Below are 25,394 nucleotides of genomic sequence, written 5' to 3'. Positions count from 1 at the left end.
CCAACACAAACTCCACCTCTTCGAGCGCCTTGGCCGGATCAGCCAGCGAGATGATCGGTGCGGCGATGATTCGGTGGTCGGGCCGGTCGAAACCCCAGTCCTCATCCAGCCACAGATTGAAGGCGTGCACCGACGCCATCGTCGCCTCGACGTCGTGCTTGAGCCCCTCCTCGACCCCGCACCCGAATGTCGGCAGCATGAAAGCGGTCTCGATGTCCTGGGTGTCCATCACCGCAATGCGGGGATCGCGGTTCTGGTACTCGGGGTGTTCGGCCAGCCGCTCGACCTTCATCAGCGAGGCCGGGTCGACGCCTTGGGGAATCTCGCCGCGGAACAACAGGTCGAGGCAGCCGGGCACGATGATCGGGTCGAAGGTGGGATTGGGGACGAAGTGGTTGACGCGGTCGCCGATCACGGCCCATGTGCGCCTGCCCTGGGTGACCATCTGCACGCCGCGGCGCTTGAACTCGTTGTCCAGGTGGCGGGTAAACGCGTCCAACGGTTCGTAGTAGTGGTTGTCGACGTCAATCGCCTTGTAACTCAAGTTCCCCATGATCGTCCTTTCCCGGGTGCACCTAAGCGTCGGTTGAAGTGAGCTTTCCAAGCAAGGGAGGAAATTGCGGCGGTCGCTTCTGCAGGAAGCTGGTGATCCCCTCGATAACGTCCGGCCGCGGCATCGCCTCGTGGAGCATGACCTCGGCGTGCGAGGTCGCTTCCACGACATCGCAAGTGGCGTCGCCGTATACCTGCCGTTTGATCCCCGCCATCGAGGCCGGCGAGCAGTTCTGGGCGATGTCCTCCGCGTAGTCCAGGGCACGCTTCATCAGGTCTTCAGGCGCGACAACCTCTTTCACGAGACCCAGCTCGGCTGCCTCCTCGGCGAGGAAGGTGCGGCCGCTCAACAGCAGGTCGAGGGCGACGCCCCAGGTGGTCAACCGAGGAAGTATCCAGGAGATGCCGAACTCGGCGATCAGGCCGCGGCGGGCGAACACGGCGGCGAACTTGGCGCCGGCGGCGGCGAACCGAACATCGCACATCAGCGCCTGGGTGAGACCGATACCCACGCAGGAGCCGTTGATCGCCGCGATGACGGGCTTGCGCAACGTGGTGACAAAGTGCGGCGGGCGTTCGCCGACCAACTCAGCCAGATTCGTCTTGCCCGCCTTCTCCATGGTCTCGCCGACATGATTCGCCGCGCTGGGCGCGCCCAGGTAGGCGCCGGCACAGAATCCCCTGCCGCGGCCGGTCAGCACGATCACCCGGATGGACGGGTCCTCTTCGGCGCGGTCGATGGCGGTGTAGAACCCTGCGGCGATGTCGGGGCCCCAGGCGTTGAGGCGATCCGGGCGGTTGAACGTGAGGATGGCGACGCCGCTGGACGTGGCCTCGTAGAGCACCGCGTCTTCGCCGTCGGCGCTGCCCATCGACGCCTCCTCACGCACGGCTAGTGCTTCGATCCAGCGGACTTTCCAGCAGACTTTGTACCCATACTGTATACCTATCGGTACTGCATTCCACAACCGCCGACGAGGCCCTCGCGGACCCGCAATGAACAGCGAATTTCGGCTTGTCGAACCGCAATTCTCACGAGTCGATGAGCCCGAGCCGACGGTAGGCGTTCTCTATCTGAGCCTTGGCCTCCGACGGTAGCTCCGCTTGCGGGGGCCGGGAATGCGGATAGTCGCCTATCGGCAGGCCCAGCAGTGAGGCGGCGTATTTGAACGCACCACCCCAGTGGGTGAAGTAGTCCGCTCGTCCCGGATAGCAGGTCCACCACGACCCGATGTCGAGGTCGAACTGGTCCAAACCCGAGTCACGGCCGCAGTCCATGGCCTCCAGGAGCTTGTCGTTCAGCACCAGATCCCAGTACTCGGAAAACAGCCGCTTGTGTGGTGTCTCGAACAGGTAGCCGACGGTACCCAACTGCGCCGGGCACACGATCCCGGCGCGCAGCCACCCGGCGCGGTAGACCGTCCTGTCGCATTCCCAGACCGCGAGATTGGGCGCCAACTCGTGCAGCCGCCGGCTCGCCTCCGGCCGGAAGGCGCCCTCCTTGGTGGCGCACACCGCGGGCACCTCGTCGTAGATCCGCGCGCTTTCGGTGGGTGTGAGCACATAACCCGACGACGGGGAGTTGAACATGCCCAGGGCGATATCCGTGCGCGCGGCGATGTACTTGAAGAATCGCAGCACGCCTTCGCCGCCGTGTGCCTCCATCATCGGCGTTTGAATGTAGGCGATGTCGGCGCCGACCTGCTGGGCGTGCAGCGTCAGGTCCAGACAGTCCTTGGGGGTCATCGCCGCCGTGCAGGCCTGCACCACGACATCGGGATTCGCGCGGCGCGCCTCCTCTATTGCCACCTCCAGCAAGCGCTTTCGCTCCTCGAGCGTCAACGACCAGAACTCGGCGATGCCGCTGGTGCACCACAACATCGGGTGCCCGAGGTCGCCGACGCAGTGGCGCACCAGTGTCCGGTAGGCGTCCCAATCGATGTCGTCACCATCGGTACCGCAGAACGGCGTGTAGAGCGAATCGCCGATTCCCCGTAAAGCGCCGCGCGCCCAGGTACGCGCCTCAGCTGCCGTCGCCATAGTCAACTCCCTTTTTCGGTCCTTCTGTCACTTCGATGTCACACATCCACCCGGTGGCTACAACACGACGGCCCAGACGGCGCTGTAGTGGCAGACCGCCGCGGCCACCGTGAACGCATGAAAGAACTCGTGATAGCCGAACGTCTGTGGCCATGGGTTGGGCCAGCCAAAGCCGTAAATGATGGCGCCAACGTTGTAAAAGACGCCTCCGGCGACGAGTAAGACCACCACAACCACACCTGCGCCGTCGAGAAGTGTTCCGGCGAACCAAATCGCCACGTAGCCCAGCAGTAGGTACAGGGGCACGCCAACCAGCCGAGGCGCCGACGGCCACAGCATCTTAAGCGCCACACCAGCAGCCGCGCCGGCACACACCATCGTGAGCACCTCCATCCCGGTGCGCGGCGGCATCGCCAATAGCGCGAAAGGGGTGTAGCTGCCGGCAATGAAGATAAAGATCATCGAGTGGTCGACACGCTTCATCCATTTCTGGGCGCTCTGAGAGCGCCAGTGCACCCGGTGGTAAGCGGCGCTGACGCTGAACATGGCGACGGTCGTGGCGGTGTAGGCCAGGGTGGCCCACACGGCCCTCGGCGACGCCTCGATCGCGGCCACCGACACCAGCGCTGCACTGGCCACAATGGCGGCGGCCGCCGACAATAGGTGAATCCAGCCGCGTGCGCGAGGCCTGCCGAGGAGGTCGGTCACGGTGTCCGCGACAACCTGGGGCAGGTCGTTGTAGACACTCGTGGGCGCGTGACCACTCACGGGAACCGGCGCCGCTGGGTCGGCTGGTACGGACGCGTTGATCACGTCGCTATTGTCACCGGTAAGCGGTCGTTCAGGAGGTCTTTCTCGTCGATGGGCGTACATGCAGATATGACACGGTAGCGCGCGACGCGACGAATCCCGCGATTACACGACGGCGATAACCATTCGTAACCGGCCATCGCCATAGTCCACTCCTTCTGTCAGCCAAGCGATTTCGGGCCAAGTCAGGTGAAGTCCGAGCCGCCGTCCACGTTGATGTTGGCTCCGGTCATGTAGGAGTTCCGTCGCGATGCCAGGAACGCGACGACCGGCCCGATTTCTTCCGGTAAGCCGGCTCGCGGCATGTGCGCCGGATGACCAAAGTGCTTGGCAATGGCGTCCATCAGGGCATAGGGGTCGTTGCCGTCGACACCAACCGACGCGGCCCAGCCGACTAGCGACTCGGATGCGATGCTGCCTGGCGATACCACATTGACCAGGATCTCATCCTTGGCCAGCAGCAGGGACAGGTTTTTCGACACGCTGGTCAGCATCGACTTGGCCGCCGTGTAGGCGGGCAGCATGACGCTTTGTCGTTGTGTCGAGTGCGCCGAAAAATTCACTATCCGCGCCCATTGCGCCTTGCGCAGCAGCGGAAGTGCCGAACGGACGCAGCGCACCATTCCCAGCACGCCGTCTTCGACGGATTCACGCCACTGCTCGTCGGTCAAATCTTCGAACCTGCCCGGCGCACCCGGCCCGACCGTATTGATGAGCACGTTGAGCTCACCGTCCCATCGCTGTCCAAGCTCGGCGAACACCTGGTCAACCTGACCGGCGTCGCCAATGTCGGCAGCGAGCCCGAGGGCATCCGGACTACCGAGACGCGTCAACTCCGCGGCAGCGCTCTCGAGTGCGGCAGGGGTGCGGCCGATCACCGCCACCCGGGCACCTTCCTCGGCGAGACATCGCGCCGTGGCCAAACCCATACCCCGGCTGCCACCGACCACCGCTGCCGCGGCATTCGCCAGCCCTAGATCCATGGCTCAGTACGCCTGTCCAGCCGTATTTACCAGAAACCCTACGATAGGTATTACAGTAGCAGACAGGAAACCGCACAAAGAAGCACTGCCGAAGGGCGAAACGGCCAAGGGCCGCATGCGCAAGATAGACCTTGATGGAGGTGCCCGTAGTGGCAAAGCAGGCAACCGCCGATAAGCGTCAGCGCCGCGAGCGCGGATCCATCAATCCTGATGACATCATCAGCGGCGCCTTCGAACTCGCTGAGCAGGTATCGATAGATAACCTGAGCATGCCGTTGCTCGGCAAACACCTCGGCGTGGGTGTCACCAGCATCTACTGGTACTTCCGCAAGAAGGACGATCTGCTCAACGCGATGACCGACCGAGCCTTGAGCAAGTACGTGTTCGCCACCCCTTACGTGGAAGCCAGCGACTGGCGCGAGACGCTGCGGAATCACGCGCGCCTGATGCGTAAGACGTTCATGGGCAACCCAATTCTGTGCGATCTGATTCTGATTCGCGCCGCGTTAAGTCCCAAAGCGGCTCGACTGGGTGCCTTGGAGATGGAGACGGCGATCGGAAACTTGGTGGAGGCCGGCTTGTCTCCCGAGGACGCCTTTGACACCTATTCCGCGGTGTCGCTTCACGTCCGCGGATCAGTGGTGCTGCAGCGGCTCTACGAAAAGAACCAGTCGTCCGACAGCGGGCCGCGCACCATCGAGGACGCGGTGGGCATCGATCTCCAAACCACTCCGTTGCTCGCGCGAGTGACCGGGAAAGGTCACCGCATCGGGGCACCCGATGAGACGAACTTCGAGTACGGCCTCGAATGCATCCTCGACCATGCCGACCGGTTGATCGAGGAGGGCTCGAAGGCCGCAAAGTCGGCACCGCCCCGGCAACGCAAGGCGGTCAAGTCAGCCGGTCAGCGCGGGCTAGCCAAGGCGACGATCCGTTAAGGCCCATTAAGGCCCAGCGCTAATCGCGTTATCACGCTTCCGGTTCGGGCACGTGGAAGTGCTCATCGCGCAGCCGAAAGGCTTCCTTGGCTCCGTGCTGCGCGCGCGTTTTGACGAAGTTGAACTCGTCGGGCGCGAACTGCAGATTGGTGCCGAACGCGTGCAACAGATAGCTCGCGACTTCCTCACCCTGGTAGGCCTGGCTCTGTTCGACCAGCCGGAACGCTTCCTTGGCGATGACGACTCCATCGGCGGGCATCTTCGCCGCCTTCTCGGCCCAATATCGGGCGCGGGCCGTAACCGAGCCGGGATCGCATGTGTCGGTGAAGATTCCGAGGTGCTCGATCTCGCCGGCTTCAATGATGTCACCGGTTAGCAGCAGTCGGCGGGCCAGCACCGGCCCTAACCGATGGAAGAACATGTGCAGACTGCCCAACGCGGGCCCGAGGAAGCGTGTTGCCGGCATTCCGATCCTGGTGTCGCGCGCGATCACGGAGATGTCGGTCATCAGCGCCATCTCGAAGCCGCCGCCGAGGGCGTAGCCGGCGATCTCCCCCACCGTCACCTTCGGGAAGCCCATGAAGTTGTGGTAAAAGCTAAATGACTTGCGGTCCACGGTAAGTCGTCGGCGCTGACTGGGCCGACGCTTGGTCGCCGGATCGGCGGAGGCCTTGCCCTGCGCGGACTCGCTGTACCAGCCGTACGCATTGTTCATGTCGGCCCCGGTGCTGAACACCCCACCGGCTCCGCGCAGCAGCACCACAGTGAGGTCGTCGTCGTCGACCACCCGGTCCAGGCAGCGGGCAACCGCCTCACGCATGGCGGCGTCATAGGAGTTGCGTTGTTTAGGGTTGTTGAATGTGATTGTGGCGATGCGCTTGTCGTGATCCACGTCGAACAGCACGCGGTCGTCCGACGCCTCCGAGGGGGTCATGTAGCGGACTCCTTTCGCCGCCTGGCGAACTGAAATACGGACAGCTTTTCCGGCGGCGACGCCACGGTGCTGACCTCACCCGTGCACAGCACCTCGTCGTTGAGCAACAGCCGCGCGGTCGACGTGATAGTCCGGTCGAGCTGCGACCGCACGATGTCGAAGCCAAGCTCGGTCAGCAGCGGGGTCGGACGGCCAAAGGTGACGGTCAGTGACCGCGTCTTGCCGGATAAGCCGGTAACGCAGTTGTGATGCTGTATCACCGAGTCGAAGAAGACGCCGAGGAAGCCGCCGTGCACCAACCCGGGCGGCCCTTCGTAGATCAGCGGGAAGGTGACCCGGCCGACCGCCTTATTGGCATCGAGGTGATCGAACCGGTACTCGGGAAAGCACGGGTTGTAGGCACCGATGTCGGTGGCGTGGTTGAGGTAGATACGCCGGCGGTCGTCGGGGATCGCACCGATTCGCGGCGCGCTGTCTCGCGGAGCGGCGCCGGCCAGCTCGCTTTCCCACTCGGCGAACTTCGCGATCATGGTGTCGACCGTCGGGTGGGCGTGCTCCAGCGAGAGCAGCAACGAGCCAAGACGGCGCATGGCACCGGCAGCTGCCACGGTCTGGGCAAGGGGCGCCTCCCCAAACTTGGCGTCACCGGGAGTCGCGGTGCCGTCGTCCATGCGACCCTCTCTCCCGGGGTCTCACCCGTTGTTCCGTCGGCAGCGATTCCTTGCTAACTTATACAGCGTATCAATCGTATTGCCTACTGTATGGGTAACCGTATTGGCGAGAAAGGCCGGATTCGACCGTGAGTCACCAGACCGACGCGGCCGACGCCGAGGGCTCGGTGACAGCAAACCGGGACGGCGCGGTCTTGCGGGTCACGCTCGATCGCCCCTCGCGTCGTAACTCGTTGAACCACTTGATGATCGAGACCTTCGTCGACATAATGACCGAGGCCGCCACCGACGACTCGCTGCGCGCGATTCACCTCCGAAGCGCCGGAGACGACTTCTGCGCCGGTGCCGACTGGGTGGCCGCCAACAGCCACGGCGCGCAACGTCCCCGCACCGGCAATCTGGTGCGTCGGATTCCCCATGCCGCACACCGCGTGATCGAGCTTGTGGGAAGCATCCAGCTGCCCGTGGTCTGCAGCGTGCAGGGATGGGCCGTGGGCATGGGCTGCAATCTCGCGCTGGCAGCCGACTTCACCGTTGCCAGCACCGACGCCGTGTTCTGGGAGCCATTCGTGGACCGCGGCTTCAGCCCCGATTCGGGTTCTACCTGGCTGCTGCCCCGACTTGTCGGCCTGGCGCGGGCCCGCCGAATGCTGCTTCTCGGCGAGAAGGTGAGCGGGACGGATGCGGCCGACTGGGGGCTGATCCACCAAGCCGTGAGGCCGACCGAGCTCGACAACGCGGCCGAGGAGTTGCTGGGACGACTGGCCTGCGGACCGACGGTAGCCATCGGGCTGGCCAAGCAGGCCTTGAGCTTCGGCCAGCACGCCTCGCTGAGTCAATCCATGACGCAGGAGCTGTACAACTTGGAACTGTCCTGTAGAACAAGCGATTTCAAAGAAGGCCTGGAAGCGTTTCGGCAGCGACGCGCGCCGAAGTTCGAGGGCCGATGACCCGCTAGGAAGGGAAGACCCATGCCCCCCAAGAAGCCCACTGACTCGTTCGACACCATCAAATACGAGGTCGACGGGCACACCGCCACCATCACGTTGAACCGCCCGGAAGCCCTCAACGCGCTCAGCCCGCATATGATCACCGAACTCCGGGCCGCCTACGACGAGGCGGAGAGCGACGACAGGGTGTGGCTCCTCATCGTCACCGGTACCGGCCGCGCGTTCTGCACGGGGGCCGACGTCAATGCCATTCCCGAAGACGGCAAAGTGATCTACGAACGGCACTACCTGTCGACCTACGAACAGTGGGAGGCACCGCAGGAAGGCACACCGCCGTTTCGCACCATGGCCAAGCCGGTGCTGACCGCCGTCAACGGACTGTGCTGCGGCGCCGGCATGGACTGGGTCACCACGACCGACATCGTCATCGCATCCGAGCAGGCAACATTTTTCGATCCGCACGTCAGCATCGGCCTAGTGGCGGGACGAGAGTTGGTGCGGGTCTCCAGGGTGCTACCCCGCTCGATCGCCCTGCGAATGGCCTTGATGGGCAAGCACGAACGGATGAGCGCACAACGCGCCTACGAGCTGGGATTGATCAGTGAAATCGTCGAACACGACCGCCTGCTGGAGCGGGCCCGTGAGATCGCCGACATCGTCAACTCCAATGCTCCGCTGGCGGTCCGGGGAACCCGGCTGGCCATTCTCAAAGGCCTGAATGTGCCGCTGCACGAGGCGGAGATACTCGCCGAAACCTTCCGCGAGCGCGTGCTGCGAACCGAGGACGCGCAGGAAGGCCCCAGGGCCTTTGTCGAAAAGCGGAAACCGAATTGGCAATGCAGATGAGCTCCAAATGAGCGCCACCTTTGAAACGATCCTGCTCGAGGTCGACGCCAGCGATCACGTCGCCACCATCACGCTGAATCGGCCCGAGCAGTTGAATTCGTTCAACCGCACCATGTGCGAGGAGATGGCCCGGGCCTGGCGCGAGGTCAAGCTCGACGACTCGGTGCACGCGGTCGTGCTGCGGGCCGCCGGCGCGCGGGCGTTCAGCGCCGGATTGGACATCAAGACGCCGTACGGTCAACCCGAAAACGTCTGGAACCACGAAGATCCCGGTGAGACACTCAGCCCGAAGTGGCAGAAGATGTGGAAGCCCGTGGTGTGCGCCGTTCAGGGCATGTGCACAGCCGGCGCGTTCTACTTCGTCAACGAGTCCGACGTCGTCATCTGTTCTACGGACGCAACATTCTTCGACTCACACGTCTCGGCGGGTCTGGTCTGCGCACTGGAGCCGGTCGGGCTGATGCGCCGCATCGGTCTGGGCGAGACGCTGCGGATAGCCCTGATGGGCAACGACGAACGCGTCAGCGCCGAGACCGCGCTGCGGATCGGTTTGGTGTCGGAAGTTGTTTCCGCGGAGCAGTTATGGGCACGCGCCCATGACATCGCGGCGACGATTGCCGCCAAACCGCCGTCGGCGACGCAGGGCACGGTGAAGGCGATCTGGGAGTCGCTGGACAAGCCCTATCGCGCCGCCTTGGAACAGGGGCTGATCTACACCCGGCTGGGCAACCCGCTTGGCAAGGCCGAACTGGCCGCGCGAGGCGAGGGCGTCCCGCGCCAGCCGAAGATCCGGTGATGACGGCTCATCCACTCAGTCAACGCATCGCCGACGTGCTGAAGTTAGATCCCGGCGCGCACGCGATCGAGTACGACGGCCGATGGTTGTCGTGGGGTCAGGTCGGTGAGGCCGCGCGGCGCATCGAGTCATTGACGGCCGAACTCGGCGCCGACCCCCCGGTCGGAATGTTGTTGCGTAACCGTCCGGGTCAGGTGGCGGCGTTCCTGGGTGTACTGCTGGCCGGCGGGACGGTGGTCACCATCAATCCGTCGCGCGGCGACGACCGCACCCGGGCCGATATCGCTGCGCTCAGCCTGCCGCTTGTCGTCGGCGAACCCGATGACCTGGCGACGCTGGTTCCCCCGGGAATCCCGACGGTGTCGCTCTCGGGTCTGTTAGACGACGAGGCCGGCCCGGTGCGGCACACCGCTCGGCCCGCTGCCCAGCCCGGGATCGCGGTGCGGATGTTGACCAGCGGAACGACTGGACCGCCCAAACGAGTCGACCTCAGCTACGACATGCTGGCTCGCAGCGTGATGGGCCCCGAACCCGAGCGGGCACCAGTGCCTACCGAGCTGCGCCGCGGCGTCGCGATCGTCAACTCACCGCTGGTGCATATCGGCGGCGTGTTCCGGGTACTGCAATGCGTCACGGAGGCGAGACCCTTTGTGCTGCTGGAACGATTCGAACTCGACGCATGGGCCGCGGCGGTGCGAAAACACCGGCCCCGCACCGTATCGCTGGTACCGGCCGCACTGCGGACGGTGTTGCACTCCGACCTAGCGCGAACCGACCTGGAAAGCATCCGCGCGGTCACCTGCGGGACCGCGCCGCTGTCGGCCGAGGATGCCGACGCCTTCACCGAGAAGTACGGCATCCCCGTCCTGACCTCTTATGCAGCAACGGAATTCGGCGGCGGAGTGGCCGGCTGGACGCTCTCCGACCATCAACGGCACTGGCAAGCCAAACGCGGTAGCGTCGGCCGGGCCAACCCCGGCGCGCAACTGCGGGTGGTCGATGACGACGGCGTGGCGCTGGGTCCTGATCAGGTCGGCCTGCTGGAAGTCAAGCCAGGTCAGTTGGGGCCATCGGCGGAGTGGCTGCGGACCACGGACATGGCGCGCATCGACGCCGACGGTTTTGTCTGGATCGTCGGACGCTCCGATCAGGCAATCATCCGCGGCGGGTTCAAGGTGATGCCCGACGACGTGCGCACCGCGCTGGAGACCCACCCCGCGGTCGCGGGCGCGGCGGTGGTCGGGCGTTCCGACGCACGTCTGGGGGAAACACCCGTCGCGGTGGTGGAACTGCGTGCATCCGCATCCGCCGATGCCGCCGAGCTGGCTGACCATCTACGTAAGCGACTGGCGCGCTATGAGATTCCCACCGAGATCGCGATCGTCGACACGATCCCGCGGACACCGTCGGGCAAGGCGGACCTGAGCGCCATCCGACAGTTCTTCAGCGCAACAACCTCGGATGTCACAGTCCACAGCGACCATGCCCGCTGATTCCCCCACGGTCACCGAGATCCTGCGCCACCAGGCCCGCGCGAGGGGAGACCACCCGCTTCTTATTTGCGATCGTGATCGCATCAGCTATGCCGAGGCTGATCATCGCTCCGCAGAGCTCGCCCGCGGGTTGATCGCCTTCGGCGCCGGGAAGGGAACGCACGTGGGTCTGCTGTATCCGAACGGCACCGACTTTGTCGTCGGGATGCTCGCGGTGGCGCGAATCGGCGCCGCGGTGGTGCCGTTTTCCACGTTCGCCACTGCCCGCGAACTGCGTGAGCAAATGGTCGACAGCGATGTCGAGATCCTCTTGAGCGCTTCATCTTTCCGTTCCCATGATTATGTGGCACGACTCGCCGGGGTGCTGGCGGTCCCGGACTTCGATTCCAGCGACCGATTGTTTGTACCCGCCGTACCCCAACTGCGCCGCGTGGCGGTCAATTGCGAGCGTGTGGACCGGCTCGCCGAAACCGTCGAAGCCTCATTGCTCGAAGCGATGGAAGATGATGTCGACGGTGCGGACCCGCTGGCGATCATCTACACCTCCGGCTCCGCCAGTACGCCCAAGGGAGTGGTACACACGCATGTCGCCCTCCTGGGACACCAGAAGAACCTCAACATGATTCGCGGCTTGGCCGCCGACGACAAGCTGTTCTGCAATTCGCCGTTCTTCTGGATCGGCGGCTTCGCGTTCGGTCTGCTGGCGACGTTGGTCGCCGGGTCCACGCTGATCTGCTCCAACGCCAAACCCGGTGAGACGCTCGACTTGCTCGAGACCGAAAAACCGACCATGACCAATGGGTTCGCTGCCGGGATCGCGCACTTGGCCGCGGATCCGAGCTTCGCTGGGCGCGACCTGACGTCGATGCAACGGGGCAACCTGTATCCGATCATGGCGCCGGCCGCCAGACCGGCGGACCCCGAACTGCGGCACAACTTGCTCGGGCTGACCGAAGCCGGCAGCATCGTGCTGATCAGCGGCGACGAGTCCGATCAGCCCGAGAAGCGGCGTGGGTCATTCGGCAAGCCGGCACCCGGATTCCAGACCAAGATCGTCGACCCCGACGCGGCGGGAGTCGGCGAACTGTGCATCCGCGGCCCGTTCGTTATGCAGCAGTATTACAAGCGAAGTCGCGAAGAGTGCTTCGACGCCGACGGTTGGTTCCACACCGGTGACTTGGTGCGCACCGACGACGACGGATTCATGTATTTCGTCGGACGGCTTAGCGCGATGATCAAGACCGCGGGTGCCAACGTATCGGCGGCCGAAGTCGAGAAGGCCATCGCCAAGGTCACCGGTGCGGACGCTCACGTCGTGGGCATTCCGGACGCCGAGCGAGGAGAGTTGGTTGCCGCCGTCATCGTCGAGCCGGGGGTCCAGCCGGGGTTGGACGAAGCCGCCCTACGTGAGCAGCTCAAGGATGAATTGTCTTCGTACAAAATCCCCAAGCGGTTCCTCAGCCTCCCCCGTGCCGAGGTGCCGCTGCTGTCCAGCGGCAAGGTCGACACCCGGCGACTGAAGAAGCTATTCGATGTCTGACCCGACGGACGCGCTCACCATCGACCAGCTGGTGCGGTTGCGCGCCGCCCACGACGGCGACAAACCGATGGTGATCGATCCCGCGGCGCGAATCAGCTACCGCGAACTCGACACGACCACAAGGGATTTAGCGGCAGCCTTCACTGAAGCCGGGGTGGGTAAGGGCACCCGGGTCGGGCTGATCATGCCCAACAACGCCCGCTGGGTGCAGGTCGCGGTAGCGCTGACGCGCATCGGCGCCGTATTGGTTCCGTTGAGCACCCTTTTAGCTGCCGGCGAACTCGTCGCGCATCTCCGGGCGGCCTCAGTCCAATTCCTGTTGAGCGTTGAGGAATTCCGCGGCCACCGCTACCTGGACGATGTTCAATCCGTGCCGCCGCTCGAACTTCCTGCCTTACGGCAGGTTTGGACGGCCGATCGGCTCGCCGACCTGACCGCGGGCGAAGGGGCCCGCGGGATTGTCGATGCGCTGTGCGAGACGGTCACCGAAGCGGACCCGCTGCTCATCGTATTCACCTCAGGCAGCAGCGGGCCGCCCAAGGGGGTCATGCATTCCCACGGAAGCGCTTTGGGCGCAGTGCGATCAGGGCTTGCGGCGCGATGTATCACGCCCGACACCCGGCTGTATCTGCCGATGCCGTTCTTCTGGGTCGGTGGCTTGGGCAGCGGGATACTGTCGGCGCTGCTGGCCGGCGCCACCCTGGTGACCGAAGAGGTGCCGCGGCCCGAAACCACCCTGCGTCTGCTGGAGAGCGAGCGGGTCACGCTGTTTCGTGGCTGGCCGGATCAAGCCGAAGCGTTGGCGCGGCACGCCGGTCCGGCAGGCGTCGATCTCTCGGCGTTGCGCCCGGGCAGTCTGGACGCCCTGCTGCCCCCCGAGCAACGGGCCCAACCCGGGGCGCGCGCCAACTTGTTCGGCATGACCGAGGCATTCGGACCGTACTGCGGCTACCCCGCCGACACCGACATGCCACCAGCAGCGTGGGGCAGTTGCGGAAAACCGTTCGCGGGCATGCAGGTCCGCATCGTCGAACCCGAAACCGGCGAGCCGGTCGCAACGGGAACCGTTGGCATGATCCAGATCCGGGGACCGCACACACTGCGCGGCATTTGCCGCCGCGCCCGCGAAGACGTGTTCACCGCCGACGGCTTCTACCCGACCGGGGACCTCGGCCATCTGGATGCCGAAGGCTTCCTGTTCTACCACGGCAGATCCGATGACATGTTCAAAGTCAGCGGTGCCACCGTTTACCCCAGCGAGGTCGAGCGGGCACTGCGCACCATCGAAGGCGTCGACAACGCCTACGTCACCAACGTGCCCGGCGCCGCCGGCGAATGCGTTGGCGCGGCGGTGGTGTGCCGCGGGCTTAACGCCGCGCAGCTACGCAACTGCACGCGCGAACTGCTGAGTGCCTTCAAAGTGCCAGCGGTGTGGCTGTTGCTGGAATCCGACGACGACCTCCCGCGCGGCGCCACCGGGAAAGTGGACACCCGGCGGCTGCGGGAGCTGCTGGTAGGTACACAAAACACCTAGGCTTGCCAACGATCTTGTAGTTCCGGGTACCGAGTTTGAAGGCGTTGCCCACGTTGCCATCGACGACGCGCGCGTAGAGCAGGCGGCTTCGTCGTCGCGGGAGCTCTGCTGCGCCGGCCGATGTCCGCTAACGCCGACGCGGCAATGGTGCGATCCACCTCGACGCTCACTTCGAAAGAGGCGCCTCGATCGATCGCGTTGATGTAGCTCTGTGACACCGATTCGACCCGAGGTGCGGCACGCAGCTTCGCGACGATGGCATCGGCCTCCTCGCGCCGGTTGGGAAAGCCGGTGCAACCGCTGGCAATAACGGACAGCACGATAACGACTTGCCGCGACTGCCGAGAACCGCGCCGCCGGCGCGAACCTTCCGAGCTCATTCGCGTATCGAACCGCCCGAACCGCCCGCTTCCGCGACCACCCCACGTGCGACGAGATGCTCGATCAACGGAACTGCTCCGGCGGCAAGGTGGTCGGACATCGCGGCGCGGGCGAGCACGTGAACGCGCTACACCAGCGCGGACAACACCCGGCGATGGTCTGTTATCGACTGCCGGGGCCAGCCCTCGATGGCAGGAAACACCGATTCGGGTGCATAGCGGGTGATCTGGGACATCAGCTGAGCGAGCTTCGGCGAGTCCGCGGCGACATTAATGGCCCGGTGAAACTCGTGGTTAAGACGAACCGTCCGCTCGCCGTCATTACCGGCATAGGCGCGCTCCAGCTCGGCTTGGATCTCCTTCAGTTCGCGCAGTTGCTCGTCGGTGATGTTGGCCGCCGCGCGTGCGGCGAGCTCGCCGCCGACGTGAGCCTGCACGTTGGCAACGTCGGCGAGGTCACGTCCGGTCACCGGCAGCACCACAAAGCCACGGTGCGGCTGTTGGGCAACCAAACCTTCGGCGCGCAAGGCGAACAGCGCCTCACGTACCGGTGTGACGCTGATGCCCAGTTCCGCAGCCAATTGGTCCAGCCGAACGTACTTCCCCGCCGCGTAGGTACCGTCGAAAATCCTTCTGCGCACAAAACGCGCGACGTCCTCGGAAAGTTGAGGGCGCGCAATGAAATCCGGGGTAGACATGGCCTCAGACCCGGTACTCCGCGAGCAGTCGCTTGCTGATGATCTGCTTCTGAATTTCGCTGGTACCCTCTCCGATCAGCAGGAACGGGGCATCGCGCATCAGGCGCTCGATCTCGTACTCTTTGGAGTAGCCATAGCCGCCGTGAATCCGGAAGCTCTGCTGGGTGACCTCCGAACAGAACTCGCTGGCAAGGTATTTCGCCATGCCCGCGGCCACGTCGTTGCGTTCCCCTGAGTCCTTCAACCGCGCGGCGTTGACCATCATCAGGTGTGCCGCCTCGACCTTGGTGGCCATCTCGGCGAGCTGGAACGCAATGGCCTGATGTTCGGCGATCGGCTTGCCGAAGGTTTGGCGCTGCTGGGCGTAACGCGCAGCGAGCTCGAAGGCACGAATGCCGACTCCGCAGGCTCGCGCCGATACGTTGACCCGCCCAACCTCGATACCGTCCATCATCTGGAAGAAGCCCTGCCCCGGGGCGCCGCCGAGGATGTCGTTCGCGCTCGCCTGGTAGCCGTCGAAGATGAGTTCGGTGGTGTCGATACCCTTGTAGCCGAGCTTGTCGATCTTGCCCGGGATCACCAGCCCCGGCACCACTTCGCCGAAACCCGTTGGCTTCTCGACAAGAAACGCGGTCAGGTTGCGATGCGGCTTGTCCGCGCCCTCGTCGGTGCGCACCAGCACGGCGACCAGTGTCGAACTGCCGCCGTTGGTCACCCACATCTTCTGACCGTTGATGGTGTAGGCGCCGTCCGGGTTGCGTTGGGCCCGGGTTCGGATCGCTGCGACATCGGAACCTAGTTCGGGCTCCGACATGGAGAACGCGCCGCGGGACTCGCCGATCGCCATGCGCGGCAGGAAACGCTGCTTCTGCTCGCCGGTGCCGTGCTGGCGCAGCATGTACGCCACGATGAAGTGGGTGTTGAGCACCCCGGAGATGCTCATCCAGCCGCGGGCCAACTCCTCGACGCACAGCGCGTAGGTCAACAGCGACTCCCCCAGCCCGCCGTACTCCTGCGGAATCATCAACCCGAACAAGCCCATGTCGCGCATCTGGTCGACAATGTCCTGCGGGTAGCTGTCAGCGCGCTCCAGCTCCGCCGCGTTGGGAATGATCTCCTTGTCGACGAATTGCCGTACCGTAGAGATGATCTCGGTCTGGAACTCGGTCAGGCCCAGTGTCTGTGCGAGTTTCGTCATGCCATGTCTACTTCCCTTTGCGGTCCGGCCCGCTCCCACAGGCGATCGTCTTGACGTTCGTCAAACGCTCGATGTCGGCGGCGGTCAATCCCAAGTTCTCGGTGAGGACGTCGGCAGTGTCTTGTCCCAATGCGGGCGCGGGCCCACTGGCCGGGTGGGCCCCGTCAAAGGCGGTCGGCATAGCGGGCGCCAAATAGTCCCCGAGTCCCGGCTGGTGCAGGGTGGAAAACAGTGGATTGGCAGTCACTTTGGGGCCTTCGACGACTTCCGCAAAAGTGCGGTACCGCTCGAACAGCACGGTGGTGTCCGAAAGCGCGGCGGTGACCTCTTCGGCCGTGTGGTCGCCGAACCAGGTGGCGAACAACCCGGACAGCACATCGCGGTACCGGTACCGGTCGCCTTCGGCGTTGAAGTCCACGCCCAGCGCATCGGCGAGCGCCGCCACCGCGGCACCGGTCCCTGTCGCGTCGACCAGGTCGCGAAAGTGCCTGCCGGTCAAGAGAACCACCATGAAGGCGATACCGTCCCGACTGGTGAAGTCCTGGCCGTACTGGCCGTAGATGGCGTTGCCCAGACGCTCGCGCTGCGTCCCGATCACCTGCGGTTCCGTCAACAGGCCCAGGTTTCCGGCGGTGGCCAGCGCAACATCTTCCAGCGCCAGGCTGATTCGCGCGCCTTCCCCGGTCTGGTCGCGACGCCGCACCGCGGCGACGACGGCCAGCGCGGCATACAGTCCGCAGCACACATCCCAGGCGGGCAGCACGTGGTTGATCGGGCCCGCGTGGTTGGCCGGACCGGTGACGAGTGGATAGCCGATTCCCGCGTTGACCGTATAGTCCACCCCGGTGGACCCGTCGCCCCGCCCGAGCAGCTGCACGTGGATGGCATCAGGACGTTCGGCGGCCAGAAGTTCGTGGCTCAGCCAGGGCAGAACGGCGTTGGTGACGACGATGCCGTCGCCCCCGACGATCAGCCGCCAGACCAGCTCCTGGCCGTCCGGCGAACGCAGATCGATGGTGGCCGAGCGCTTTCCCTTGTTCAGCCCGGTCCAGTAAATCGACGTACCGTCGGCCGTTAGCGGCCATCGCTGCGTGTCCGAGGCGCCCCCGATCGGATCCACGCGGATCACCTGCGCGCCTAGCTGATTCAGCGTCATGCCGCACAGCGGTGCGGCGACGAAGCTGGATATCTCGACGACTGTGATACCGGTCAGGGGGTTCACGCTGAAGCTACCCGTTCGAAAACCGCGGCAAGCCCCTGGCCGCCGCCGATGCACATGGTCTCCAGCCCGTAGCGCACCTGACGGCGGCTGAGTTCGCGCGCCAGGGTGGCCAGCATTCTGCCACCGGTGGCACCGACCGGGTGGCCCAGCGAGATACCCGAGCCGTGCACATTGGTCCGGTCGTGGTCGGCGGCACCGAAATTCCACTCCCGCATCACCGCAAGCGCCTGCGCGGCAAAGGCTTCGTTGAGCTCGATGACGTCGATGTCGCCCAGCTGCAGGCCGGCCTTGGCCAGCGCGACCTCCGTGGCGGGCACCGGACCGATGCCCATGATGTTGGGCGCCACACCGGCCTGGCCCCAGGACACCATGCGGACCAGCGGGGTCAGTCCGTATTCGTCGGCCTTTTCCGGAGTGGTCACCACACACATGGACGCCGCGTCGTTCTGCCCGCTGGCGTTGCCGGCGGTGACCGTCGCGTCCGGGTCTTCAGACAGCAGAACGGGTTTGAGCTTGCTCAGCGATTCCACCGAGGTGTCGGCGCGCGGGTGCTCGTCGGTGTCGATCAGTTCCTCGGCCTGCCCGGTGCGTACGGCCACCGACACGATCACTGGAACTATCTCCGAGGCCAGGATGCCGTCCTTCTGAGCGGACACCACGCGTTGGTGGGACGCCACCGCAAGCTCGTCTTGCTCCTGACGCGAAATGCCGTAGTGGCGGCGCAGGTTCTCGGCGGTCTCCAGCATTCCGCCCGGGACCGGGTAGTGACGGCCGCCGGCCGTCGTGCGGCCCCGAGCCAGCCCGTCGTGCACCGTGACACCGCTGCGGGCACCACCCCAGCGCATGTCAGTGGAATAGAACGCGACGTTGCTCATGCTTTCGCAGCCGCCGGCGATGACCAGGTCGTTGTCGCCGCTGGCCACCTGCAGACAGGCCTGGATAACCGCCTGCAGGCCCGACCCGCAGCGGCGGTCGACCTGCATGCCCGGAACCGTCACGGGCAGGCCGGAATCCAACGCCACCACGCGACCGATCGCCGGGGCCTCACTGCTGGGATAGCAGTGCCCCAGGATGACGTCCTGCACCGCGTCGGGTGCCAGTCCGGTTCGCTCGAGCAGCCCCTTCAGGGCCGCGACGCCGAGGTCAACGGCAGTTAGGGACTTGAACATTCCGCCGTAGCGGCCGATCGGCGTCCGCACGGGTTCACAGATAACGGCTTGGCGCGTTTGACCAACCATTAGAGATGCCGGCCGCCGGTGATTTCCATGACGGTGCCGGTCATGTACGACGACAGATCGGAAGCCAGGAACAGCGCGACGCTGGCGACCTCGCTGGGCTCACCGGCTCGACCCATCGGCACCTCGGCCACCTTGGAGTCCCAAATCCGTTGCGGCATAGCCTCCGTCATCGCCGAACGGATCAGGCCGGGGGCGATCGCGTTGACCCGGACACCCAGGTAGGCGAGCTCTTTGGCGGCGGCCTTGGTCATTCCCACGATGCCGGCCTTGGCGGCGGAGTAGTTCGTCTGGCCGACCATGCCGACCTTGCCCGAGATCGAGGACATGTTGATGATCGCGCCGCGCTTGTTTTCCCGCATGATCGCGGCCGCCAGCCGGGTCCCGTTCCACGTTCCCTTTAGGTGCACCGAAATGACCTCGTCGAACTGCTCCTCGGTCATCTTGCGCATGGTCGCGTCGCGGGTGATGCCGGCGTTGTTGACCATGATGTCCAGGTCACCGAAGCGATCGACCGCGGTCTTGAGCAGCGCGTCGACCTCGTCCGCCTTCGCCACGTTGCAGCGCACCGCCAGGGCCACGTCGTCACCGCCGAGCTGTTTCGCCGCGACCTCGGTCGCTTCCAGGTTCACATCGCCAAGCACCACCCGGGCGCCCTCGGCGATGAATCGCTCCGCGATGGCGTAGCCCAGTCCCTGCGCTCCACCGGTGATTACCGCGGTCTGACCGCTCAGCAACGGCAACTGGATCACACCCTTCATTTCCAATTTCATATTTCATATAGGATCTTGCCCAAACAGGGTACCCAACGGCAACCAGCTGCCAACAGAGGAGCCGAGATGCGCCCAGCGACCACGCCGGCCGGACAGGTCTCAGACGACGATTTCCAGGAGATCCTGGCCCAGACACGACACTTCGTCCGCAGTGCCGTGGTCCCGCGCGAGCAGGAGATCCTCGACGAGGACCGGGTGCCCGACGACCTGCGCGACCAGGCCAAAAAGATGGGGTTATTCGGCTACGCGATCCCGCAGGAGTGGGGCGGGCTCGGCCTGAACCTGATGCAAGACGTCGAGCTGGCGATGGAACTGGGCTACACGTCGCTGGCGCTCCGTTCGATGTTCGGCACTAACAACGGCATCGCCGGCCAGGTGCTCGTCGGGTTCGGCACCGACGAGCAGAAGGCGCGTTGGTTGGAGGCGATAGCTTCCGGGGAAGTCGTCGCGTCTTTCGCGCTGACCGAGCCCGGCGCCGGATCGAATCCGGCCGGCCTGCGCACCAAAGCGCTTCGGCAGGACGAAGATTGGGTGATCTCGGGGCAGAAGCGCTTCATCACCAACGCGCCCGTCGCCGATCTGTTCGTGGTCTTCGCGCGCACCAGGCCCGCCGACGACCAGGGCCCCGGGATCGCCGTGTTTTTGGTGCCCGCGGATTCAGCGGGCGTCGAGGTAGGCGCCAAGGACGCCAAGATGGGCCAGGAGGGCGCCTGGACCGCCGACGTCAGCTTCACCGACGTCCGGGTCGGAACCGACGCGCTGATCGGCGGTAGCGAGGACATCGGTTATCGGGCGGCGATGACATCACTAGCACGCGGCCGGGTCCACATCGCGGCGCTCGCGGTCGGCGCCGCGCAACGCGCGTTGGACGAATCGGTGACGTATGCGGCCACTGCGACGCAAGGTGGTGCGCCGATCGGAAGCTTTCAGTTGGTGCAGGCAATGCTTGCCGACCAACAGACTGCAGTGTTGGCCGGCCGCGCACTCGTCCGAGACACCGCCCGGCAGTGGGTCAGCGGCGAGGATCGCCGGATCGCCCCGTCGGCGGCGAAGCTCTTCTGCACCGAAATGGCCGGCAAGGTCGCAGACCTCGCGGTGCAGGTGCACGGCGGTAGCGGCTACATGCGAGGAGTTCCGGTGGAACGCATCTACCGCGACGTTCGCCTACTGCGACTGTACGAGGGCACCAGCGAGATTCAGCGGCTGATCATCGGGGCGAACCTGGTCAAGGCCGCACAACGATGAGCATCGGCCAGATCGGGTAGCAGATCTACCCTTAACCGCATTATTGAAGCGCGTCACAGCTGCGGGAAATGGTGACGGGCGACACACCGGGTGGTTAAGCAGTACGTCCCGGGGCCCTACTATTCTCTGTTGCATGAGTCAGGACGCTCCCTTGATTCGTGCTGCGCAGCCCGCGGTGGCTGACATCAACGACTACGTTCTTGCCGACGGCACGATCGTCTTACCGGATTACGCGACGGTGACCTGGTTTTTCGACCAGAACCGGGCGGCGTACGGTGACCGGCCGTCGTACAAGTTCATCGACTACGCGAAAGAGCGAGACGGGCGCGTCGTCGAGCTCACCTGGAATGAGTTGTGGTCGCGGGTCCGTGCGATCGGCGCCCGCCTGCAGCAGGTCACCGAGCCGGGCGACCGGGTGGCGATCCTTGCTCCACACGGCCTTGACTACGTGGCCGCTTTCTTCGGCACGGTCCATGCGGGTCGGATCGCCGTCCCGCTGTTTGCGCCAACTCTGTCCGGGCACGCGGAGCGATTGGCGGTGGTGCTTGGCGATGCCCGGCCTGCCGCAGTTTTGACCACCACCGCGGCGGCGGAGTCGGTTCGAGATTCCTTGCGCACACATCCGGTGGCCGGGCGGCCGCGAATCATCGCGGTCGACGCAATCCCGGAGACGCTCGCGTCGATGTTCACCGAGCCGAAAATCGACGCCGGTGACGTCGCCTATCTGCAGTACACGTCGGGTTCGACGCGCACCCCGGCGGGGGTGGAGATCACCCATCGCGCCGTGTGCACCAATGCGCTGCAGATGATCCTGGCCGGCGGGATGGATCGGGGAATCCACAGCGTGAGCTGGCTACCGCTGTATCACGACATGGGATTGATGATGATCATGTTCCCGGCGTTGTGCGGTTTTGGGTATCTCACGATGCTGGATCCCATGGCGTTCGTCCGGCGACCTTTCCGATGGATCAAAGAGCTGAATAAGGAAGCGGCCCTCGGCCGGACTCTTGCCGCCGCGCCCAACTTCGCCTTCGAGTTGACGGCCGAGCGGGGGCTACCGCCGCAGGGCTACAACCTTGACCTCAGCAACGTCGTCACCCTACTCAATGGCTCCGAGCAGGTGACGATGGCGGCCATCGAGAAATTCACCACCGCGTTCGCTCCCTACGGTCTGCCCGCGACGGCGATCAAGCCGGGGTACGGGTTGGCGGAGGCGACGCTGGCGGTGACCAATACGCCCCCGGATTCGGCGGCCAGGAGCGTATTCCTGGACCGCGTTCAACTCGCCGCAGGGCGCGCGGTGGTCGTCGCGCCGGAAACCGAGGGTGCGGTCTGCTATGTCTCGTCCGGTCAACCGATCCCTGACCAATGGGTGGTGATCGCCAGCCCCGACGGTGCCGAGGTGCCTGATGGCACGGTCGGGGAAATTTGGCTGCACGGCAACAACATCGGCCGCGGATACTTTGGGCGCGCGGACGAAACACAACGCACGTTCGCCAACAAGTTGCAGTCTCGGCTCGAACACGGCAGTCGCGCCGACGGCGTCCCGGACAACGGCTGCTGGCTGGCCACCGGCGATCTGGGCGTCTTCATCGACGGCGACCTGTATTTGACGGGGCGGATCAAAGACCTCGTCATCATCGACGGTCGTAACCACTACCCGCACGACGTCGCGACCACCGTGGGCCAGGCATCGCCCGCCATCCGGACCGGCTATGTGGCCGCGTTCTCCGTTCCGGCCGACATCCTCCACTCGGCGGGCGGCGAGTCCGGAGAACAGCTCGTCATCGTCGCCGAACGCGCCGCGGGTGTCGGGCGCGGGGATCCGGCCCCGGTCGCGGCGGCCGTGCAGGCAGCGGTCTCGCGCGAGCACCAGGTCCGCGTCGCCGACTTCCGGCTCGTCGCTGCCGGCACCCTTCCCCGCACTTCCAGCGGCAAACTCGCCCGCAATGCGTGCCGGGCCGAATACCTCGCGGGACAATTCAACCGATAAGTTCGAGGGTCCCCAAATCACGGATGGCTTGACAGCCCCGCCGAAGCATCGCCAGGACCATGTCGTCGCCGCGCTCGGTGGCGGCGGCGAAGGCGAATCCGAGAGCGGAGATCAGCAGGGCCTGCGGCACCCCGAGCCGGTAGTCACGCCAACATGTTTCGCGGTCGTAGTCGGTGACTCCGTACCCGAGTAGCGCTCGGTGATACTCGTCGAGAAGGTCTTTCTCTATTGCTGAACGCAGCTGCGAATCCAGACTGGTTGCGGTGAAGTACGCGAGATCCCGTGCCGGTAGACCCACGCCGAGCGTCTGCCAATCGACCACGCTCACCCGGGTTCGGTCGGGATCGAACAGCATGTTGTCGAGCCGATAATCGCCATGTAGCAGAGCGAATCGGTCGTATTCGGCAAGTAGCCAAGGTGTTACCAAACCCATTGTGGTAGTGAAGGTTTCGCGGTCAGCGGCGCTCATCCGCTCGCCGAGCTTCTCTAGTGTGATGTCGGCACTCATCTTCGCCACGTCACCCAGCCCGTGGGCGGCAGCTTCGTCCGGGCGCCCAAACGCGATGGCGGGAAAATCCAGGTACACGGAATCGCGCCAGCTGGGCCCGTGCAATCCGGCCAGCGCGACCACCGCGAGCCGCGCCTCCTGCTCGCCGCATCCCGCGATTTGATCTCCCTGCACCGCGGGCGCTTGATCGGCCAGCAAGAGCGCGTAGTTCATAGCGTCCTCGGTGATTTCGCAGTAAAAGCACTGCGGCGTCGGTACCCGCACCCGGTCGGCCACCGTGGCGTAAAACGCGCATTCGCTGCGATAGCCGATAGTGACCCGGTCGCGCACGGTGTCGTCCTGGGCCGGCAGCTTGATCACGAAAGTTGGCGGCAAACCGCCCGGATCCGTCGTGTATCTGGCTGTTACCCGGTAGGTTGCCCCGGTCTGCCCGGTGCCGATGGCGACAACGTCGACCTCGGCCACATCGACGGGAGTGCCGCGCTCGCTGAGCACCGCTGACAGCCACCCCGGGGTCACATCGCCGGGATACCGGGGTATCGACATCGTCTTGGACAACTGCGCCTCCAAGGCCTACTACACGCGCGAACGGGTCCGACTGGCTGGTCAACTGTAAGCCATACGGCATCAGCTGCGGCGGGGTGACAGGTCATACGATTTCGGCATGTTCACGGGAATCCGATTCGATGAGTAAGGCACCGACCTACCTCGTCACCGGCGCGGGCGGTGGGATCGCCGGTATCAGCCCACAGGTGGTGGCCCGACTTCGCGACCGCGGCGAGACGGTTTGGGCCATGGTGCACCGCGACGACTCCCGAGCCGACGCGCTGCGCGCACTGGGCGCCGACGTGATCGCGGGAGATTTGACCAACCCGGTCGACGTCGCGTCGGCGCTCGACGGTGCCACCCGGATGTTCTTCAACATGAGCGTCTCACCGGATTACCTGGAAGCCACCGTCGTGGTGTGTGCGATCGCGAGGGAGCTCGACAACCTGGATGTACTGGTCAACATTTCGCAAATGACGGTGTCCCAGATGACCGCGACGAGCACCGAGGAATCCAAGCAGCAACGTCTGCACTGGCTCGCCGAGCACGTCATCAACTGGTCGGCCATCCCCGCTGTGCACATCCGGCCGACCGTACTGCTCGAGAACCCGCTCTTCGCCATGCTGGCCGCCCGCTCGATCCGGGAGACCGGACAAATAGCGCTGCCGTTCGGGACCGGCCGCACCTCGCCCGTCGCATCCAGCGACGTCGCCGAAGTCGTCACCGGGGTGTTGTGTGCACCCCAAGACCACCTCGGTGCGGTGTATGAATTGACCGGGCCGGCAACGCTGGACGTCGACGAGATCGCCGAAGAGTACGCACAAGCGCTGGGCAGACCCGTTACCGCGGCTCGGCCGTCCTACGACGAGTTTCTCGAGGTTCTCGGCAAGGTGGAACTGCCGCCGCATGTGCAGCAACACATCGCCACGATGGCCAGGCTGCACCGCGAGGACCGCTACAACCGCTCGACCCACGACTTCGAGGAGATCACCGGCCACCCCGCGCAGAGTGTGCGGCAATACGTCGAACAACACCGCGAGTTGTTCGGCTGAAAGCCCGGCGCGACTTCTCCTTCGGCGGCGCCGGCACCTTCGGCTTGCTCACGGCCATTATTCGCTCTCTTTCGTCGAAATCCGTTGTATCCCTTGGCTGTTCGTGTGAATCTCTCTAATTTTGTCGTGTGCCGAGTTATGTTGCGGCCCTTCGGAATTGGAACCATACGAGACCGCGTAGAGAGAACGCCGTTTGACCGGCCCGAGACAGCGACCGAGAGGACCCCGGCTCCGGCGGCCCTGTGGATAACTGATCTGAGCGCCCGCCCGGGCGTGGCACAGTCTCGAGTCATGTCGCGCGCCGCGCTTTCCCTCTACGCGCTGGACCCCGCGATGCCGGTGCTGCTGCGACCGGACGGCGCAGTGCAGGTGGGCTGGGATCCGCGCCGGGCCGTGCTGGTGCGCCCACCCTCGGGCCTGACGGCCGCGGAGTTGGCCGCGCTGCTGCGGTCCATGC

The 25,394-nt window shown here is 65.0% G+C and carries 21 protein-coding genes and 3 pseudogenes; 11 read left to right on the top strand and 13 right to left on the bottom strand.

The features are described from left to right. The 5 genes and pseudogenes from ACLP9N_RS04405 to ACLP9N_RS04385 form a co-directional block, all read right to left on the bottom strand. Positions 1-553 (bottom strand): annotated as a pseudogene (locus ACLP9N_RS04405) (amidohydrolase family protein); the annotation flags it as partial. A 22-nt stretch (positions 554-575) separates the two neighbouring features. Beyond that, complete coding sequence (locus ACLP9N_RS04400) at positions 576-1,424, bottom strand: enoyl-CoA hydratase (RefSeq protein WP_442406247.1); 849 nt, start codon at positions 1,422-1,424, stop codon at positions 576-578. 160 nt (positions 1,425-1,584) lie between these two features. Then, positions 1,585-2,592 carry a dihydrodipicolinate synthase family protein gene (locus tag ACLP9N_RS04395; protein ID WP_442406243.1) on the bottom strand — a complete coding sequence of 336 codons (1,008 nt, stop codon included), beginning with the start codon at positions 2,590-2,592 and terminating at the stop codon, positions 1,585-1,587. A 57-nt stretch (positions 2,593-2,649) separates the two neighbouring features. Continuing rightward, positions 2,650-3,360, bottom strand: a complete 711-nt coding sequence (gene trhA / locus ACLP9N_RS04390) for a PAQR family membrane homeostasis protein TrhA (RefSeq protein WP_442406242.1) — start codon at positions 3,358-3,360, stop codon at positions 2,650-2,652. 227 nt (positions 3,361-3,587) lie between these two features. Continuing rightward, a complete protein-coding gene (locus ACLP9N_RS04385; RefSeq protein WP_442406241.1) occupies positions 3,588-4,385 on the bottom strand; it encodes an SDR family NAD(P)-dependent oxidoreductase in 798 nt (265 codons plus the stop codon). Positions 4,386-4,519: 134 nt separating this feature from the next. On the opposite strand from ACLP9N_RS04385, the gene ACLP9N_RS04380 reads away from it, so the two are divergent. After that, positions 4,520-5,323 (top strand): TetR/AcrR family transcriptional regulator, encoded by an 804-nt coding sequence (locus ACLP9N_RS04380; protein ID WP_442406240.1) that lies wholly within the window; start codon positions 4,520-4,522, stop codon positions 5,321-5,323. 31 nt (positions 5,324-5,354) lie between these two features. Here the strand turns inward: ACLP9N_RS04380 and ACLP9N_RS04375 are convergent, their stop codons facing one another. Next, complete coding sequence (locus ACLP9N_RS04375; protein WP_442406239.1) at positions 5,355-6,257, bottom strand: enoyl-CoA hydratase/isomerase family protein; 903 nt, start codon at positions 6,255-6,257, stop codon at positions 5,355-5,357. Beyond that, positions 6,254-6,928, bottom strand: a complete 675-nt coding sequence (locus ACLP9N_RS04370; RefSeq protein ID WP_442406238.1) for a hypothetical protein — start codon at positions 6,926-6,928, stop codon at positions 6,254-6,256. The genes ACLP9N_RS04375 and ACLP9N_RS04370 overlap by 4 nt, the downstream gene beginning before the upstream one ends. 128 nt (positions 6,929-7,056) lie before the next feature. On the opposite strand from ACLP9N_RS04370, the gene ACLP9N_RS04365 reads away from it, so the two are divergent. Genes ACLP9N_RS04365 through ACLP9N_RS04340 form a run of 6 tightly spaced genes read left to right on the top strand, consistent with a single transcriptional unit; the run spans position 7,057 to position 14,087 of the window. Continuing rightward, positions 7,057-7,878 (top strand): enoyl-CoA hydratase/isomerase family protein, encoded by an 822-nt coding sequence (locus ACLP9N_RS04365; protein ID WP_442406237.1) that lies wholly within the window; start codon positions 7,057-7,059, stop codon positions 7,876-7,878. A 21-nt stretch (positions 7,879-7,899) separates the two neighbouring features. Beyond that, entirely contained in the window at positions 7,900-8,724 is an 825-nt protein-coding gene (locus ACLP9N_RS04360) for an enoyl-CoA hydratase/isomerase family protein (RefSeq protein ID WP_442406236.1), read from the top strand. 7 nt (positions 8,725-8,731) lie between these two features. Then, the gene (locus ACLP9N_RS04355; protein WP_442406235.1) at positions 8,732-9,520 is read left to right on the top strand and encodes an enoyl-CoA hydratase/isomerase family protein; all 789 of its coding nucleotides are present in this window, start codon (positions 8,732-8,734) and stop codon (positions 9,518-9,520) included. Further along, the gene (locus ACLP9N_RS04350; protein WP_442406234.1) at positions 9,520-11,013 is read left to right on the top strand and encodes a class I adenylate-forming enzyme family protein; all 1,494 of its coding nucleotides are present in this window, start codon (positions 9,520-9,522) and stop codon (positions 11,011-11,013) included. Before ACLP9N_RS04355 ends, ACLP9N_RS04350 begins: the two co-directional genes overlap by 1 nt. After that, a complete protein-coding gene (locus tag ACLP9N_RS04345; protein ID WP_442406246.1) occupies positions 11,003-12,553 on the top strand; it encodes a class I adenylate-forming enzyme family protein in 1,551 nt (516 codons plus the stop codon). The genes ACLP9N_RS04350 and ACLP9N_RS04345 overlap by 11 nt, the downstream gene beginning before the upstream one ends. Then, complete coding sequence (locus ACLP9N_RS04340; RefSeq protein WP_442406233.1) at positions 12,546-14,087, top strand: class I adenylate-forming enzyme family protein; 1,542 nt, start codon at positions 12,546-12,548, stop codon at positions 14,085-14,087. Before ACLP9N_RS04345 ends, ACLP9N_RS04340 begins: the two co-directional genes overlap by 8 nt. A 376-nt stretch (positions 14,088-14,463) precedes the next feature. On the opposite strand, the pseudogene ACLP9N_RS04335 reads toward ACLP9N_RS04340, so the two are convergent. The 5 genes and pseudogenes from ACLP9N_RS04335 to fabG all read right to left on the bottom strand — a co-directional run bounded on the left by ACLP9N_RS04335 (position 14,464) and on the right by fabG (position 19,581). Then, positions 14,464-15,165 (bottom strand): annotated as a pseudogene (locus ACLP9N_RS04335) (GntR family transcriptional regulator). Positions 15,166-15,169: 4 nt separating this feature from the next. Next, a complete protein-coding gene (locus ACLP9N_RS04330; protein ID WP_442406232.1) occupies positions 15,170-16,363 on the bottom strand; it encodes an acyl-CoA dehydrogenase family protein in 1,194 nt (397 codons plus the stop codon). 7 nt (positions 16,364-16,370) lie between these two features. Next, positions 16,371-17,519 (bottom strand): CoA transferase, encoded by a 1,149-nt coding sequence (locus ACLP9N_RS04325; RefSeq protein WP_442406245.1) that lies wholly within the window; start codon positions 17,517-17,519, stop codon positions 16,371-16,373. A gap of 62 nt (positions 17,520-17,581) precedes the next feature. Further along, complete coding sequence (locus ACLP9N_RS04320; RefSeq protein ID WP_442406231.1) at positions 17,582-18,823, bottom strand: acetyl-CoA C-acetyltransferase; 1,242 nt, start codon at positions 18,821-18,823, stop codon at positions 17,582-17,584. Continuing rightward, complete coding sequence (fabG, locus tag ACLP9N_RS04315; RefSeq protein WP_442406230.1) at positions 18,823-19,581, bottom strand: 3-oxoacyl-ACP reductase FabG; 759 nt, start codon at positions 19,579-19,581, stop codon at positions 18,823-18,825. Before fabG ends, ACLP9N_RS04320 begins: the two co-directional genes overlap by 1 nt. Positions 19,582-19,659: 78 nt before the next feature. Here fabG and ACLP9N_RS04310 point away from each other — a divergent pair, with 78 nt between their 5' ends. Both ACLP9N_RS04310 and ACLP9N_RS04305 read left to right on the top strand, forming a co-directional pair. Next, complete coding sequence (locus tag ACLP9N_RS04310) at positions 19,660-20,838, top strand: acyl-CoA dehydrogenase family protein (RefSeq protein WP_442406229.1); 1,179 nt, start codon at positions 19,660-19,662, stop codon at positions 20,836-20,838. A 133-nt stretch (positions 20,839-20,971) separates the two neighbouring features. Next, on the top strand, positions 20,972-22,831 hold the full coding sequence (locus tag ACLP9N_RS04305) for an AMP-binding protein (RefSeq protein WP_442406228.1): 1,860 nt from the start codon (positions 20,972-20,974) through the stop codon (positions 22,829-22,831). Here the strand turns inward: ACLP9N_RS04305 and ACLP9N_RS04300 are convergent. Continuing rightward, positions 22,821-23,885, bottom strand: a complete 1,065-nt coding sequence (locus ACLP9N_RS04300; protein ID WP_442406244.1) for a phosphotransferase family protein — start codon at positions 23,883-23,885, stop codon at positions 22,821-22,823. The two genes, ACLP9N_RS04305 and ACLP9N_RS04300, sit on opposite strands and share 11 nt — an antisense overlap. 140 nt (positions 23,886-24,025) lie before the next feature. Between ACLP9N_RS04300 and ACLP9N_RS04295 the strand changes: the two genes are divergently transcribed. Together ACLP9N_RS04295 and ACLP9N_RS04290 are read left to right on the top strand one after the other, a co-directional pair. Next, positions 24,026-24,937, top strand: coding sequence for an NAD(P)H-binding protein (locus ACLP9N_RS04295; protein WP_442406227.1), 912 nt, complete (start codon positions 24,026-24,028; stop codon positions 24,935-24,937). Positions 24,938-25,228: 291 nt separating this feature from the next. After that, a pseudogene (locus tag ACLP9N_RS04290) lies at positions 25,229-25,394 on the top strand (cyclodehydratase); the annotation flags it as partial.

The organism is Mycobacterium sp. (assembly GCF_052144515.1).
GTDB lineage: Bacteria > Actinomycetota > Actinomycetes > Mycobacteriales > Mycobacteriaceae > Mycobacterium.
This window is presented reverse-complemented; position numbering and strand designations above follow the sequence as displayed.